This is a genomic window from Bradyrhizobium sp. ORS 375, assembly GCF_000239775.1.
In the GTDB taxonomy this organism is placed as follows: domain Bacteria; phylum Pseudomonadota; class Alphaproteobacteria; order Rhizobiales; family Xanthobacteraceae; genus Bradyrhizobium.
Genome location: NZ_CAFI01000023.1, coordinates 1 through 15,219, shown reverse-complemented (window position 1 = coordinate 15,219; position 15,219 = coordinate 1). Strand labels below are relative to the sequence as shown.

Sequence of the window (15,219 nt, the reverse complement as noted above, 5' to 3'; positions counted from 1 at the left end):
CGAGAGAGCTCGGCCCACCTCACTCGTTCCGATCACGACCATCACCCCTTCACCAGGGCACGATAATCCAGGCGGCGGTGGAACCAGTACTGATAGCCGGAGATGTTCTTCTGCATCGCGACGTTGACGAACGGCTGATACAGCGGGATGCGCGGCACCTCGGCGAAGGCGAGGTCGACAAAGCCCTTCACGTCGGCATCGTAGGTCGCCTTGTCGCCGGTCGCGGCGGCGTCGCGCGCGCCGTTGATGAGCTTGTCCATCTCCGGCGACTTGTAGCTCATCGTGTTGAATACGGAATTGTTGCCGTGATAGCACCAATAGAAGAAGTACTCGGGATAATCGAGCCAGCCCGAGAAGATGTTGGTGAACAGCGGCATCTCCTTCTTGTTCAGCTCGGTGCGCCAGTTGGCGCCGGGCACTTTGTTGATCGTGGTCTTGATGCCGAGCTGCGCCAGGCTCTCCTGCACCAGCACGCACAAGGGCTCGTTGACCTGCGCGAAGTTGAGATCGAAGGAGATCGTGGTCTCGAAGCCGTTGGGATAGCCAGCCTCGGCCAGCAGCGCCTTCGCCTTTTCCATGTCGGTGAAGTACTTCGTCGGCTGCGGCCAGGCCACCTCGGTGGCCTTGTCGGCCGGTGCGCCGAACATCGGATTGGCGAGACCGAACATCACGGCATCGATGATCTTCTGGTAGGGCATGGCATAGGCCAGGGCCTGGCGCACCTTGGGATTGTCGAACGGCGGCTTGGTGACGTTCATGCCGATGTACTGGATGCCGTTCGAGATCGGCAGCGAGATCACTGTGTGCTTGCCGTTCGACTTCATCTCCTGGAAGTCCTTGTTCGGCAGCTCATAGGAGATGTCGGCGTCGCCGCGCTCGAGCAGCGCCCGGCGGTTGCCGGCCTGCGGCACCATGCGCCAGATCACGCGCTTGATCTTGGGCAGCGGGCCGCACACCCAGTCGTCATTGCGCTCCATGATGACTTCGGTGCCGGCGGTCCATTTCGTCACCTTGTAGGCGCCGGAGCCGGCCGTCTGCTGCTTGGTGTATTCGAGGCCCCACGGGTCCTTGTCCGTGGCGTTCTTCTTGACCAGCTCGGAATTGACGACGCAGGGCACGATGACTGCGAGATCCGGGATCGTCAGCCGGTCCTTCTTCAGGAAGTCGACGCGGACCGTGTAGTCATCGACGATGACGAACTGCTCCGGCTTGGTCAGCGAGCCCGCGCTCATCTGGAACGTCGGGAAGCCGCCGACGCTGACGGCGCGGTCGAGCGACCACTTCACGTCCTTGGCCGTCACCGGCGTGCCGTCATGAAACTTGGCGTTCTTGCGCAGCTTGAAGGTCGCCGACATGTCGCCGATGGTCATGTCCTCGGCGAGTTCGGGCTTGAACTTGTCGCGGTCATAATACGGGATGCCGCCCGGACCGCTTTTCATCTCGTGACTGATGAGACGGTCGTAGCAATTCCAGGACACCTCGTAGCCCGGCACGTTGGTGCCGACGCCGTGGATGTCGAGATTGTTCGGTCCGCCTTCCGACACGATGAGCAGCGTCTCCGACCGCGCATCGGCCTTGGCGGAGGACATCACCGCCGGCGCCATGGGCAGCGCGGCACCTGCAGCAAGACCGGAGACGGATTTCAGAAAATCGCGACGCTTCATCAAATGCTCCCGAGGACTACGACCGGCGAGAGCAGAGTTCGCAAGCTTCGTGCCAATCCTTCGGGCCAGCTAAGCCATTGATTTGGTTGAAAGGCCTACGGAGAAGCGGGCAGCAGAGCTTCAATGGATTGCATACAGGAATGCGATTTTGCCCAAAATTTAGACCGACCACAGGGCATGCGACAGATTTGCGCAAGACTGGATCGCCCGCTCGCCGAGCTCAGTCCGGCCAGACCAGCGTCTGCAGCTCATCGAAGCTGCGGACCTTGGACGGCCAGTCCGGAATGCAGATGTGCCGCACGGGATCGCTAGCCCGGTGCAACAGCATCAGCGCAAGCAGCCGGCGCTTCAGCTGCCAGGTGACGTCCGTCGGCGTGAGGCCATAGCCCTCGAACAGTGCGCGCACGCGTCCGCGATGGCCGGCAGCCATGAACGCGCTCGGTCCGAGCAGGTCGTAGGCGCCGAACCCGGTCATGACATCGCCGAAGTCGAACAGCCCGCTCACGCGCCAGCCGTCGCTGCCGCGTGTCACGAGGAAGTTCTCCGGAATGTACTCACCGGTCAGGATGACCGGATCGGGATCGCGCGGAAGCAGGCCGCCCGCCTCCTGCAGAAGATCATCCAGCCCAGCCAGCAGCGGCGGCGGCAGACCGAGCCGCTCATGACGATCATGGCACCCCCGAACCTGCGCCTGCAGGAAGTCGGACCAGCTCGGACCAAGCATGAGCAACTCCCCCGGTGGCACGCGCTGCACGTCGGCGATCACCCGGCCGACCTGCCGGAGCAGGTGCTGCTTCTCCGGCTCCGCCAGCCGCGGCCAGATGTCGGATGCGGGCACGCCGTCGAGCCGCGTCATGATCAGATAGAACCAGCCATCGCGCTCGCCTTCGTGCAGCAATTCGGGCGTGGCGACGTCCGGAAGGCGCCGGAAAACCACGCCCAGCGTCGCCCGCTCGGACAAGAACTGGGCGCGAAGGAAAGGAGGGAAGATCTTCAGGATCGCGCCATCGCCAAGCGCCGCGACCAGATTGGTGCCTGCGGCGAAGGGCGTGAGGCGGGCCACGCCATAGCCACGGCTTCGAACGATGTCGTGCGCCGTCGGCAGCCAGCCTGCCGCATCCGCACGCAGGCGCCGCAACGCCACGGCGTCAGCGACATCAGGCAACACCGCCATCAACGATCCGGGCTCGCGCGCTCGAACTGCCGCAGCAGGCGGTTGCCGCGCTCGACGGCGGCATCGAGCGCCGCCCGCGCCGGCTTGCGGCCGCTGAACGCCTGCTCCATCTCGTCCTCGATCGCATCGCGGATCAGCACGAAGGAGCCGAGCCGCAGGCCCCGCGAATTCTCCGTCGGCGGATGCAAGGTCACCTGCTCGATCGAGATCGCCGTCCCGGGATTGCGGTCATAGAAGCCCTGCGCGCGGGTCAGATCGAAGGCGGCCTGGGTGATCGGCAGATACCCGGTGTTCTGGTGCCAGGCCGCCTGGATATCAGGCCGCGACAGATAAGCGAAGAATTTCGCGACGCCCTTGTATTCCGCGGCAGGACGATCGCGCAGCACCCACAGCGTCGCGCCGCCGATGATCGCGTTCTGCGGGGCGCCCGCAACATCCGGCCAGTAGGGCATCATGCCGTATCCGACCTCGAACCTGGAATTCGCCTTGATGTCGGCGCGCGTCGCCGAAGAGCCGATGAAGATGCCGCACTCGCCCTTCTGGAAGCGCGGCTCGGCTGCCTGGCCACGACCGCCGTAGTCGAAGATCCTGGTCCTCTGCCATTCCGCGATCTGGGCGACGTGACGCGTCACCACCGGATTGTTGAAGGTCAGCACGGCATCGAGCCCGGCGAAGCCGTTGGCACGCGTCGCGATCGGCAGATTGTGGAAGGCAGAGAAATTCTCGATGTTGATCCAGGACGGCCAGGACGTGGTGAAGCCGCACGCCATCCCATGGTCGCGCAGTCGCTTGGCGGCCTGCCCGAGCTCGGGCCACGTCCTGGGCGCGATCGCCGGATCGAGTCCTGCCGCACGAAACTGATCCTTGTTGTAGTAGAGGATCGGCGTCGACGCATTGAACGGGAAGGAGAGCATGTTGCCCTCGGCGTCCGAATAGTAGCCGGCGACAGCCGGCAGATAGGCTGATGGCGAGAAGCTCTCCTGCTCGTCGCGCATGAGCTCGAACACCGGATAGATCGCCCCCTTGGCCGCCGTCATGGTGGCGGTTGCGATCTCGTTGACCTGCACGATGGCCGGCTGGCTGCGCGAGCGGAACGCGAAGATCGCCGCGGTCACCGTCTCCGTGTAGCTGCCCTTGTAGCTCGGCACGATGCGATAGTCGGATTGCGAGGCGTTGAAGTCGGCCGCAAGGCGGTCGACCTGCCGGCCAAGCTCACCGGACATCGCGTGCCACCACTGGATATCGGTTGCGGCGTGGGCGGTCGTGGCGCCGAGAGCCGTGACCAACAGGATTCCGATCGAAACCGACCGCACGAAAACCGACACCAGGGGCTACTCCAAATGCGCTGAATGAACTTTGCTCGGGGTGAAAAAATCGCAATCGGACGAAGTTTAAAGTTTGACAACCGGCGGCTGCAACAACTTTGCGGCAAACCATTGACGCGTAGCGCTTTGACGTCAGAATGGCCTTATAGCACCGGCCAAGGACCGACATTGAACCTTTTCGCCTCCCGGCCGACCTCATCTCCAGGGGGAAAGTGTTGCCTGTGTACCGCGCCCGTCTTTCGTCATTGTCGAGAGTGGACGCCTCGCCGGTGTTGACGCAGGCTGCTGTGGGCGCGCGACGGCGTTCGCCTGCACCATGCTTTCGCTGCCCTGCCGCGCAATTCCCTCTGTTTGCGCCGCAACACGGGAGCTTCGCTGGGCGGGGCTTCGCTGGGCGGAACAGAGTCCGGGCAACCGGGTTCCTTGTGCGCGGCGCGAGGTAGCCATCGTGGCAAGGGCCAAGCAACGGGGATCCCTGAAACGGCCGCTCAGCCTGACGATGTTCGGCCGCGCGCGGATCGTCCGCGTGCTTCGAGCGGTGCCCATCCGCTGGCGCATCCTGTCCATTGCCGCGCTCAACTCCGCCGTGGTGATCGTGCTCGCCGCACTGATCTGGAACGGCGCTCAAGTGCTGGGAACCGCCTGGGACGACGTTCGCCAGGTGCGCGAGTCCGACAAGGTGCTGGCGCTTTTGGAGAGCGAGACCAGCCGGCTGCAGAACCTCATCCACCGCTACATCAACCAGCCGAGCCCGGAGCTGTTCGCCGAGATCCTGCTGCTGCGCGAAGCCGTGCTCGGCACGCTGACGACACGCGCGTCGACCGATCCGATGCTGTCCGGATCGGTCGAGGAGCTGGAGCGCGTGACCGTGCGCTTCCTCGACGGGTTCGGCGAACTGCGCGGCCTGCAGGCGACGATCTCCAAGACCTACGAAGAGGAGGTGCTCGGCCCCGCCCGCGACATCGCCGGCCTCTATTCGGTGATCGAGGGCGCGACCGGCCACCGCGACGCGGAGATCTGGCCGTCGCTCGGCAAGTCGCGCGAGTCTTTCACGGCGATGCTGGTGGCCGCCAATTCCTATTATCTGTCGCTGGCGCCCGCCTCCGCCGATGACGCCCGCCGCAACATCGAGACGATCGAGAAGACCATCCCGGTCATGTCGGGCCTCGCCGACAACGACCTGCAGCGCCTCGCATTGCAGCGGCTGTCGGCGCGGACCGCGGCGCTGCGCGCCGGGTTTTCCAAGCTGACCGATCAGCTCACCAATCGCACCGAGCTCTTGCGCAACACCATCGATGCGAGCCAGGCCGAGACCATCGCCGCCATCGACGGGCTGTCGGTGAAGATGCGCCAGCACGAGCAGAAGGCGCAGGCGACCTTCGACAAGACGCTGCGCGACATCTCCCGCCGCGTGCTGTCGATTGCGGTGATCTTCCTCGGCATCATCCTGTCCGCCGGCGTGCTGATCGCGCTGTCGATCCGGTTGCCGCTGCAGCAGATCATGGCGTCGATGCGCGCGATCACCCTCGGCGACTACGATCGCCAGGTCCAGGGCACAGAGGCCCGCGACGAGGTCGGCGCGATGGCCCGCGCGGTTGAAATCTTCCGCGAGAACGCCATCGCCAAGCGCAAGACCGAGGACGAGCTGCGCACCGCCAAGGAGAAGGCCGAGAGCGCGCTGCTCGAGCTGAATGCCGCGCAGCGGAATCTCATCGACGCCGAGCGGCTGGCAGCGCTCGGCGGCCTGGTCGCCGGCGTCGCCCACGAGGTGAACAATCCGATCGGCATCAGCCTGACCGTGGCCTCGAGCTTTGCGCGTCGCGTGGAAATGTTCGAAGCGGCGCTGCGCTCGCCCGAAGGCGGCCTGCGGCGCTCGCAGCTGGAGGAGTTCGTGCGCACGTCGCGCGATGCCTCCGAACAGCTGGTGGCCAATCTGCAGCGCGCGGGCGAGCTGATCCAGTCGTTCAAACAGGTCGCCGTCGACCGCTCGCATGCGGAGCGGCGGACCTTCCTTTTGGGAGAGGCGACGGATCAGATCATCACCAGCCTCAAGCCGGTGCTCAAGCGCGCCCCGATCACGCTCTCCGTCGACGTGCCCGAGGGACTGTTCATCGACGGCTATCCCGGCTTCTACGGCCAGATCCTGACCAATTTGTTCCTGAACGCCGTCAACCATGCCTTTGCCGACGGCCGCGCCGGGACCATCTCGATCACGGCGCGCGCGCGCGGCGCGGATGACATCGAGATCATTTTCGCCGATAACGGCGCCGGCATGACCCCGGACGTCCAGCGTCAGGCCTTCGACCCGTTCTTCACGACGCGCCGCAACGAAGGCGGCACGGGATTGGGGCTGCATATCGTCTACAATCTCGTGACGCAGCAGCTCGGCGGCCGCATGATGCTGGAATCCCGCGAGGGACAAGGCACGACTTTTCGGATAATCATGCCGCGGGTCGCCAAGGGCGACACCGAGACAGCACTGGGTGACGGAACGACGCAATGGCCGAACAGGACGATGTCCTCCACCTGATCGACGACACCGGCTTCGACGAGGACGCCCATCCGGCCCGGAAATGGAAGATCGCCGTCATCGACGATGACCATGCCGTGCACGAGGGCACGCGCTTTGCGCTGTCGGACTACAGCCTGAACGGCCAGGGGCTCGAGATCCTCTCGGCCTATTCGGCCGCCGAGGGCCGCACGCTGATGCGCGAGCACGGCGACATCGCCGCGGTGCTGCTCGACGTCATCATGGAAACCGATGTCGCCGGCCTCGAGCTGGTCGAATACATCCGCAACGAGATCCGCAACGAGACCGTCCGCATCATCCTGCGCACCGGCCAGCCCGGCCAGGCGCCGGAGCGGCGGGTCATCGTCCAGTACGACATCAACGACTACAAGGCCAAGACCGAGCTCACCGCCGACAAGCTGTTCACCTCGCTCACTGCGGCGCTGCGCAGCTATCAGCAGCTCGAGCGCATGGTGCAGACGAGGCGCGGTCTCGAGATCATCATCGACGCCGCCTCGACGCTGTATGACTTCAAGTCGATGCAGCGCCTCGCCGAGGGCGTGCTGACGCAGATCGCCTCGCTGCTCAACGTCGATTGCGCCGGCATTCTGGTGCTGCGCGACGACGGCAGCCCGAGCGAGGATTTTTCCGTGCTGGCCGGCTCCGGCTGCTACAGCCGCTTCTCCGGTGCCGCGAGCTCGCGCTCGCTCGACCCCGATCTGCGCGACATGGTCGAAGCCGCCTTCAGGCAGCGCAGCAACGAGTTTGCCGACCACAAGACGGTGCTGTATCTGCGGACCGGCTCCGGCCGCGAGGTCGTGGTGCTCCTGCAGGCGGAGCGGCCGCTGTCCGAGACCGACCGTTCGCTGGTCGAGATCTTCTCGAGCCGCCTGTCGATCGCCTTCGACAACGTCATCCTGTATCAGCAGCTGCACGAGGCCAACACCCAGCTCGAGGACCGCGTCGCCCAGCGTACCCGCGCGCTGATGCAGGCCAACCGGCGGCTATCCGCGCAATGGCTGCGGCTGCAGCGCGCCAACGGCTTCAAGAACGAGATTCTCGGCACCGTTGCCCACGACCTGAAAAACCCGCTCGGCGTCATCCTGGGCCGGACCGAGATGCTGACCGAATTGATCGCGACCGGCGCATCTTCCGAGGGCATCACCAGCCAGATCGGCCACATCCGCGACGCCGCCAAGCGGCTGACCTCGATGGTCGACCATCTGATCTCGGACGCGATGGCTGACGCCTTCGACATCACCATCCGCCGCGAGCCGGTCGACGTCGCGGCCTTGATCCATGAGGTCGTGGAGGCCAACCAGCCGCTGGCGCTGAACAAGCGGCAGGTCATCGCGGTATCGGCGCCGCCGCAGCTTTCGACCATGTGCGACATCGACCGAATCCGCGAGGCGATCGACAATCTGCTCAGCAACGCCATCAAATACAGCCCGATCGGCGGCCGGATCAGCGTCGACGTCAGTGGCGACGGCGACAACACGATCATCGGCATCACCGACCAGGGCGCCGGGCTGTCGCCGGAGGATCTCGGCCGCCTGTTCGGCCGGTTCCAGCGGCTGTCGGCCAAACCGACCGCCGGCGAGAGCTCGACCGGCCTCGGCCTGTCGATTGTCAAACGCATCGTCGACATGCATGGTGGCGAGGTGACGGCCAAGAGCGATGGGCCGGGATCGGGGTCAACCTTCACCATCACACTGCCTGCGGCCGAGTTGTCATGAGTCAGAGCCAGCACATCATCATCGTCGACGACGAGGCCCCCGCCCGCGAGATGGTGGGCGATTACCTCAAGATGCACGGTTTCACGGTGACGTTGTGCGACGGCGGCAAGAGCCTGCGCAGCGCCATCGAGACCGGCCCGGCCGATCTGGTCGTGCTCGACCTCAACATGCCTGAAGAGGACGGCCTGTCGATCATTCGCGACCTCAAGGGCCGCACCAACATTCCCGTCATCATGCTGACAGCGACGGCGAGCCCGATCGATCGTGTGGTCGGGCTCGAGCTCGGCGCCGACGATTACGTCGCCAAGCCGTGCGAGCTGCGCGAGCTGATGGCCCGCATCCGCTCCGTGTTGCGCCGCAGCGTCCCGGCCAAGGCCGCTGCCTCTGCTGCCGCGACTGCCCCGGAGCCTGCGCCGGCCAAGGCCCCTGATCCGCAGCTGGTCCGTTTCGGCACCAAATGGCTCGATCTCGATGCTCAGGCGCTGCGCGACGACGAAGGCAACGAGCACCCGCTGACGGCGTCCGAGTTCGGCCTGCTCAAGGTGTTCGCCGCCAACCCGAAGCGGGTGCTGTCGCGCGAGCGGCTGCTGGAGCTCGCCAACGCCCGCGACGCCGAGGCGTTCGACCGCGCCGTGGACCTCCGAATCATGCGGATTCGTCGCAAGATCGAGCCGGATCCGACCAAGCCCGCGGTAATCCGGACGATTCGTGGTGGCGGCTACCTGTTCTCGCCGTCCGGCGAGAAGGCCTGACGACGGCCGGAAAGCCGGTCCACGCCTGCCCTCCGCCCGCGCAGCATTTCCATATTCTGGAACATCGACTTCCTCATTGTGGAATAAGGCACAATTCCGCCACGTCTGTTTCGCGATGTGCGGTGCGACGAAACATTTCTGCGGGGCGACGAAACCATTTTCCTGTTTTGGTGCAGACGTCCCGAAACGGGCGCTCATTAACAATCCATCCCGTCGAAACGCCGCAAGGGGGCGGCGGAACGGGAGAGTGCCATGCAGAACGTCGTTGCCATCAATTCCGCCGCCAGCCAGGGCATCATCGCGGCCCAGGCGACCACGGACGACATGCTCCTGGAGAGCATTGCCGATGGCGATCGCACCGCGATGCACACGCTTTATGCGCGTCACAATGTGCGGGTCTATCGCTTCATCCTGCGCATCGTCCGCGACACCACCGTCGCCGAGGACCTCGTCAGCCAGGTGTTCCTGGACGTCTGGCGCACCGCCAAGCAGTTCGAAGGCCGCTCGCAGGTCTCGACCTGGCTGCTCTCGATCGCCCGCTTCAAGGCGCTGACCGCGCTGCGCCAGCGCCGCTTCGAGGACATCGATCAGGACGAGGTGCGCGAGATCGCCGACGATAGCGACACGCCGGAAACCTCGCTCGAGCGCGCCACCACCAGCGCCATCCTGCGCGCCTGCGTCGCAAAGCTGTCGCCGGCGCATCGCGAGATCATCACCCTGATCTACTACCACGAGAAGTCCGTGGAGGAGGTCGGCCAGATCATCGGCATCCCGCAGTCGACGGTGAAGACCCGCATGTTCTATGCCCGCAAGCACCTCGCGGAGCTGCTGCGCGGCGCCGGCGTCCACAGCCTCGCCGCCTGATCTTCGTTCATCCACGTCGGGGCCGATGTCCCCGGCGGTTCCAAAAAAATGACGACGCACGAAAATCGCCGAATGAAACAATTGAAACAATCGGCGAAATCACCTGGAAAATTTTCGCCATTAGAACGTTACCCATCAACCGGGCCTCAGTCCCCCAGCTGATCTCGGTTTTGAGCGAGCAAATTCAAGGATACCTCCACCTCCCTGTTGCTCCGAAGACCCGGCGGATGCCCCCGCCGGGTCTTCGTCGTTTGGGGATCCCGCCGCGCCGCCGTAGGGCGATTTGACCATTTGATATCCCTCCTTGCCGGTGCGATTGTCCGCGCAAGAGAGGTCTCGCGCCTCGCAATGACGGACGGTGAAGGATGTTCGGTTTGGATGCGGTGGAGCTGGCGCGCGCGCAGTTCGCCTTCACGGTCACCTTCCACATCATCTTCCCCGCCTTCTCGATCGGGCTTGCCTCCTACCTCGCGGTGCTTGAGGCGCTGTGGCTGTGGACCGGCCGCGACGTCTACCTCAACGTCTTCAACTACTGGCTCAAGATCTTCGCCATCGCGTTCGCGATGGGCGTCGTCTCCGGCATCGTGATGTCCTACCAGTTCGGCACCAACTGGTCGGTCTATTCCGACAAGGTCGGCCCGGTGATCGGGCCCTTGATGGCCTATGAGGTGCTGACCGCCTTCTTCCTCGAAGCCGGCTTCCTCGGCGTCATGCTGTTCGGCCTCAAGCGCGTCGGCCCGAAGCTGCATTTCCTCGCCACGCTGATGGTTGCGATCGGCACCTTGATCTCGGCGTTCTGGATCCTCTCCGCCAATTCCTGGATGCAGACGCCCGCGGGCTACGCGGTCAACGCCGACGGCCAGTTCGTCTCGGTCGACTGGCTCAAGGTGATCTTCAACCCGTCCTTCCCCTACCGCCTCGTTCACATGGTGCTGGCGGCGTATCTCACGACGTCGCTGGTGGTCGGCGCGGTCGGCGCCTGGCATCTGCTGCGCAATCCGCATCTGCCGGGCCCGCGCGTGATGTTCTCGATGGCGATGTGGATGGCCGCGCTGGTCGCGCCGATCCAGATCTTCGTCGGCGATCAGCATGGCCTCAACACGCTCGAGCACCAGCCGGTGAAGATCATGGCCATGGAGGGCCATTTCGAGAGCCACAAGGATGGCGCGCCTCTGTATCTGTTCGGCTGGCCCGACCAGGAGAAGGGCGAGCTGAAATGGGCGCTCGGCATTCCCAAATTCGGCTCGCTGATCCTCAAGCACCAGATCGACGCGCCGATGGCCGGGCTCGACACCGTGCCGCGGCAGGACTGGCCGCCGGTGCCGATCACCTTCTGGTCGTTCCGCATCATGGTCGGCTTAGGGCTGCTGATGCTGGCGCTCGGCCTGTTCAGCCTGTGGGAGCGCTGGCGCGGCCGGCTGTACATCAATCGCGGGCTGCATCGATTCGCGATCGCGATGGGTCCCGCCGGGTTCATCGCCGTGATCGCCGGCTGGGTCACGACCGAGACCGGCCGCCAGCCCTTCACCGTATACGGCCTGCTGCGCACCGCCGATTCCGTCTCGCCGCTGGCGGCGCCGGCGGTCGGCACCTCGCTGCTCGCCTTCATCATCGTGTATTTCATCATCTTCGCCGCCGGCGTGCTGTACATCCTGCGCCTGATGGCCGAGCCGCCGCATCCCGGTGAGCCCGGCCCGAGCACCGAGCAGCCGGTGCGCACCGCCGGCATCACGCCGGCCGCCGGCGTCGTGCAGGGAGCGGGATCATGAACGTCGCCATCGATCTCGCCACGCTCTGGGCCTTCATCATCGCGCTCGCCGTGTTCATCTATGTCGTGATGGACGGCTTCGATCTCGGACTCGGCATCCTCTTCCCGCTGTTTCCGGCCAAGCATGATCGCGACGTCATCACCAACACCGTCGCGCCGGTGTGGGACGGCAACGAGACCTGGCTGGTGCTCGGCGGCGGCGGGCTGATGGCGGCGTTTCCGCTGGCCTACTCCATCCTGCTGCCGGCGCTGTATGCGCCGCTGATCGCGATGCTGGTCGGGCTGATCTTCCGCGGCGTCGCCTTCGAATTCCGCTGGCGCACGCGCGCCACCCGCAATCTCTGGGACATCGCCTTCGCCGGTGGCTCCTGGGTCGCGGCATTGGCGCAGGGAATCGCGCTCGGCGCCATCCTGCAGGGCGTGCGTGTCGAGGGCCGGCATTATGCCGGTGGCTGGTGGGACTGGCTGACACCATTTTCGATCCTCACCGGCGTCTCGCTGGTCGCCGGCTATGCGCTGCTCGGCGCGACCTGGCTGATCCTGAAGACAGAAGGCGACCTGCGCGACAAGGCCTACCGCATCAGCTGGGTTCTGCTGTTCTTGATGCTGCTCGCCATTGCCGCCGTGAGCCTGTGGACGCCCCTGCTCACGATTCAATATTCGGACCGCTGGTTCAGGTGGCCGGCGATCGTCCTCACTGCGCCGGTGCCGCTCGCCGTTATTGGCGTCACCGTGCTGATGATGAAGAATCTCGCCCAGAAGCACGATGTCTGGCCGTTTGTCCTGGCGCTGGCGCTGTTCTTCCTCTCTTACGCAGGCCTTGGCATCAGCATGTATCCCTACATCGTGCCGCAGAGCATCACGATCTGGCAGGCGGCCGCACCCGAGCGCAGCCAGCTGATCATGCTGCCCGGCGTGCTGGTGCTGGTGCCGCTGATCCTCGGCTACACCGCCTGGGCCTATTGGGTGTTTCGCGGCAAGGTGGGCCACGACGCCGGCTATCATTGATGCCCACCGAGCCACCTGCCCCGCTCGCGAAGCGCCTCGCCTGGTTCGTTGCGCTGTGGCTTGCCGGGGTCGCGATGGTCGGGAGCGTCGCTTTCCTGCTGCGGCTCTGGATGAAGCTTGGATAACGGCGGGCACCTCGCGCTCACCTTGACTTTGCGACGAATATGCCCCTGAAATTTGGCGGGTGGTTTTGATCGGGCAAGCTTCGCAGGGGTCCGTCGAGGAGAGCTTTGAATGCCGAGTTTCCATCGCCTGCTGTGTGCCGCCAGCGCCATCATCGCGCTGGCGCTGTCCACATCGCACAGCTTTGCCCAGTCCGAGGACCCCGGCGACCAGCCCGGCCTCGTCGCCGATGACGGCTACGAGCTCGATCCGGAATGGCGCAAGCAGGTGGTCTATTTCCGCACCAACGAGCCGCCGGGCACCATCATCGTCTCGACGGCCGAGCGTCACCTCTATCTGGTGCAACCGGGCGGCCGGGCGATTCGCTACGGCATCGGCGTCGGCCGTGACGGCTTCCAGTGGCAGGGGTTGCTGTCGATCACCAAGAAGGCGGAGTGGCCGGACTGGACCCCGCCGCCGGAGATGATCCAGCGCCAGCCCTATCTGCCGCGCTTCATGGCCGGCGGCCCCGGCAATCCCCTGGGCGCGCGCGCGATGTATCTGGGCACCACCGTGTACCGCATCCACGGCACCAATCAGCCCTGGACCATCGGCAGCAAGATTTCGTCCGGCTGCTTCCGCCTGGTGAATGCCGATGTCGCCGATCTCTACGACCGCGTGCCCGTGGGCACCAAGGTCGTGGTGCGACAGAAGCCGGAACTGTGACGGCGGCGTCTGCCGCCGGACATTCAGCCATCGCTTTGTTCTGACATTTTCCGAAAGAGATTCATCATGCGCACTTTCCGAGGCGGCCTGCTGATCGGGCTCGCCGTTGCCGTGCTGGTCGCGGCGCTCGCCGTCACCTATGAGATGTACGACACCCGCACCCTGAAGCGCACCGTCCGCCGCGGCGAGGTGTTGTGCGGCGTCAATGCCGGCCTGCCCGGCTTCTCGATCCCCGACGACAAGGGCAACTGGACCGGCTTCGACGTCGATTTCTGCCGCGCGGTCGCGGCGGCGATCTTCGACGACCCGAAGAAGGCGAAGTTCGTGCCGCTCGACGCCAGCGAGCGTTTCAAGGAGCTGCAGAGCCGCAAGGTCGACATTCTCTCGCGCAACACCACCTGGTCGATGGCGCGCGAGCAGAACTATGACCTGTATTTCCCGGCGGTCGCCTATTACGACGGTCAGGGCTTCATGGTGCCGCGCTCGCGCAAGCTGGAGACCGCGCTCGACCTCAACGGCAGCAAGGTCTGCGTGCAGGACGCGACGACCAACGCGCTCAACCTCTCCGACTACTTCCGCGCCAACAACATGAAGTATGAGGAGGTGAAGCTTCCGAAGCTCGACGACGTGCTGAAGGCCTATGACAGCGGCAAGTGCGACACCTTCACCGCCGACGTCTCGCAGCTCTACGCGCTGCGGCTGGTGCTGACCAAGCCGGGCGATCACGACATCCTGCCCGATCTGATCTCCAAGGAGCCGCTCGCGCCCGTCGTGCGCCAGCGCGACGACGACTGGATGATGATCGTGAAGTGGACGCTGTATGCGATGATCAATGCCGAGGAGCTCGGCGTCACCTCCAAGAACATCGACGAGGCGCTGAAGTCGAAGAAGCCGGACGTCATGCGGCTGGTCGGCAACGAGGGCACCTACGGCCAGGATCTCGGCCTGTCGAAGGACTGGGCCGCGCGCGTCATCCGCCACGTCGGCAATTACGGCGAGGTCTATGAGCGCAACGTCGGCGGCGAGTCCAAGCTGAAGATTCCGCGCGGCATGAACCAGCTGTGGAACGCGGGCGGAATTCAGTACGCGCCGCCGATCAGGTAGGCGTCTCGACACAGTGTCGCCGTCATCGCGAGGAGCAACGCGACGAAGCGATCCAGGGTTGTCGGAGACGCTCTGGATTGCTTCGCTTCGCTCGCAATGACGGAGCATGGTGAAAGCTTCTCGCGACGCATCCCGCGTTCGAGCTCAGCGACTTTCTCGCCCTCTTGAAAGTCGAGGGCGCAGGGAAGGCCAGGTGCCGACTGGCACCTGCGGCCCGCCTGCGAAAAAAAATGCAGGCGGCAGGAACCACAGGCTCAGCCGGAACGACCCGGCCTTCCCTGCGCGATGGGTTTAACGCTTATGGCGCGCTCTCCTCGGTGTCCGGCTGTCTAGCCACCGTCACCGGCAGGATCATCGTCACCCGCCGGCTTGGCATCCGCATCGCGATGCCGGGACCACGCACTTTCACGTCCGCATCGGCCTCGTTCGTCGGCGCTATACACGCGCTGCGATCCAATGCGGCCATCGCATCACCGGCCCACGTTTC

At 64.9% G+C, this 15,219-nt stretch carries 12 protein-coding genes; 8 read left to right on the top strand and 4 right to left on the bottom strand.

Annotated elements, in window-relative coordinates; all coding sequences use genetic code 11:
• Nucleotides 1-41 precede the first annotated feature (41 nt).
• The 3 genes from BRAO375_RS01965 to ugpB form a co-directional block, all read right to left on the bottom strand.
• Nucleotides 42-1,664 (bottom strand): ABC transporter substrate-binding protein, encoded by a 1,623-nt coding sequence (locus BRAO375_RS01965; RefSeq protein ID WP_009025768.1) that lies wholly within the window; start codon nucleotides 1,662-1,664, stop codon nucleotides 42-44.
• A gap of 220 nt (nucleotides 1,665-1,884) precedes the next feature.
• The gene (locus BRAO375_RS01960) at nucleotides 1,885-2,838 is read right to left on the bottom strand and encodes an aminoglycoside phosphotransferase family protein (protein WP_035638431.1); all 954 of its coding nucleotides are present in this window, start codon (nucleotides 2,836-2,838) and stop codon (nucleotides 1,885-1,887) included.
• On the bottom strand, nucleotides 2,838-4,163 hold the full coding sequence (ugpB, locus tag BRAO375_RS01955; protein WP_009025766.1) for a sn-glycerol-3-phosphate ABC transporter substrate-binding protein UgpB: 1,326 nt from the start codon (nucleotides 4,161-4,163) through the stop codon (nucleotides 2,838-2,840). Before ugpB ends, BRAO375_RS01960 begins: the two co-directional genes overlap by 1 nt.
• 499 nt (nucleotides 4,164-4,662) lie before the next feature.
• Here ugpB and BRAO375_RS01950 point away from each other — a divergent pair, with 499 nt between their 5' ends.
• The 8 genes from BRAO375_RS01950 (at nucleotide 4,663) to BRAO375_RS01915 (ending at nucleotide 14,732) form a co-directional block, all read left to right on the top strand.
• Nucleotides 4,663-6,693, top strand: coding sequence for a sensor histidine kinase (locus BRAO375_RS01950; RefSeq protein WP_052536037.1), 2,031 nt, complete (start codon nucleotides 4,663-4,665; stop codon nucleotides 6,691-6,693).
• Nucleotides 6,663-8,408: an ATP-binding response regulator gene (locus BRAO375_RS01945; protein WP_009025763.1), complete on the top strand. Its 1,746-nt coding sequence runs from the start codon at nucleotides 6,663-6,665 to the stop codon at nucleotides 8,406-8,408. The genes BRAO375_RS01950 and BRAO375_RS01945 overlap by 31 nt, the downstream gene beginning before the upstream one ends.
• Nucleotides 8,405-9,160, top strand: coding sequence for a response regulator (locus BRAO375_RS01940; protein WP_009025762.1), 756 nt, complete (start codon nucleotides 8,405-8,407; stop codon nucleotides 9,158-9,160). The genes BRAO375_RS01945 and BRAO375_RS01940 overlap by 4 nt, the downstream gene beginning before the upstream one ends.
• A gap of 252 nt (nucleotides 9,161-9,412) precedes the next feature.
• The gene (locus BRAO375_RS01935) at nucleotides 9,413-10,024 is read left to right on the top strand and encodes a sigma-70 family RNA polymerase sigma factor (protein ID WP_009025761.1); all 612 of its coding nucleotides are present in this window, start codon (nucleotides 9,413-9,415) and stop codon (nucleotides 10,022-10,024) included.
• A gap of 365 nt (nucleotides 10,025-10,389) precedes the next feature.
• Nucleotides 10,390-11,793: a cytochrome ubiquinol oxidase subunit I gene (locus BRAO375_RS01930; protein ID WP_009025760.1), complete on the top strand. Its 1,404-nt coding sequence runs from the start codon at nucleotides 10,390-10,392 to the stop codon at nucleotides 11,791-11,793.
• The gene (cydB, locus tag BRAO375_RS01925; RefSeq protein ID WP_009025759.1) at nucleotides 11,790-12,800 is read left to right on the top strand and encodes a cytochrome d ubiquinol oxidase subunit II; all 1,011 of its coding nucleotides are present in this window, start codon (nucleotides 11,790-11,792) and stop codon (nucleotides 12,798-12,800) included. Before BRAO375_RS01930 ends, cydB begins: the two co-directional genes overlap by 4 nt.
• 234 nt (nucleotides 12,801-13,034) lie before the next feature.
• Entirely contained in the window at nucleotides 13,035-13,628 is a 594-nt protein-coding gene (locus BRAO375_RS01920; protein ID WP_009025758.1) for a L,D-transpeptidase, read from the top strand.
• Nucleotides 13,629-13,694: 66 nt separating this feature from the next.
• Nucleotides 13,695-14,732 carry an amino acid ABC transporter substrate-binding protein gene (locus BRAO375_RS01915; RefSeq protein ID WP_009025757.1) on the top strand — a complete coding sequence of 346 codons (1,038 nt, stop codon included), beginning with the start codon at nucleotides 13,695-13,697 and terminating at the stop codon, nucleotides 14,730-14,732.
• Between the two features lie 298 nt (nucleotides 14,733-15,030).
• Here BRAO375_RS01915 and BRAO375_RS38330 read toward each other — a convergent pair.
• A partial coding sequence (locus BRAO375_RS38330) for a hypothetical protein (protein WP_035638428.1) occupies nucleotides 15,031-15,219 on the bottom strand: 189 nt, incomplete at its 5' end.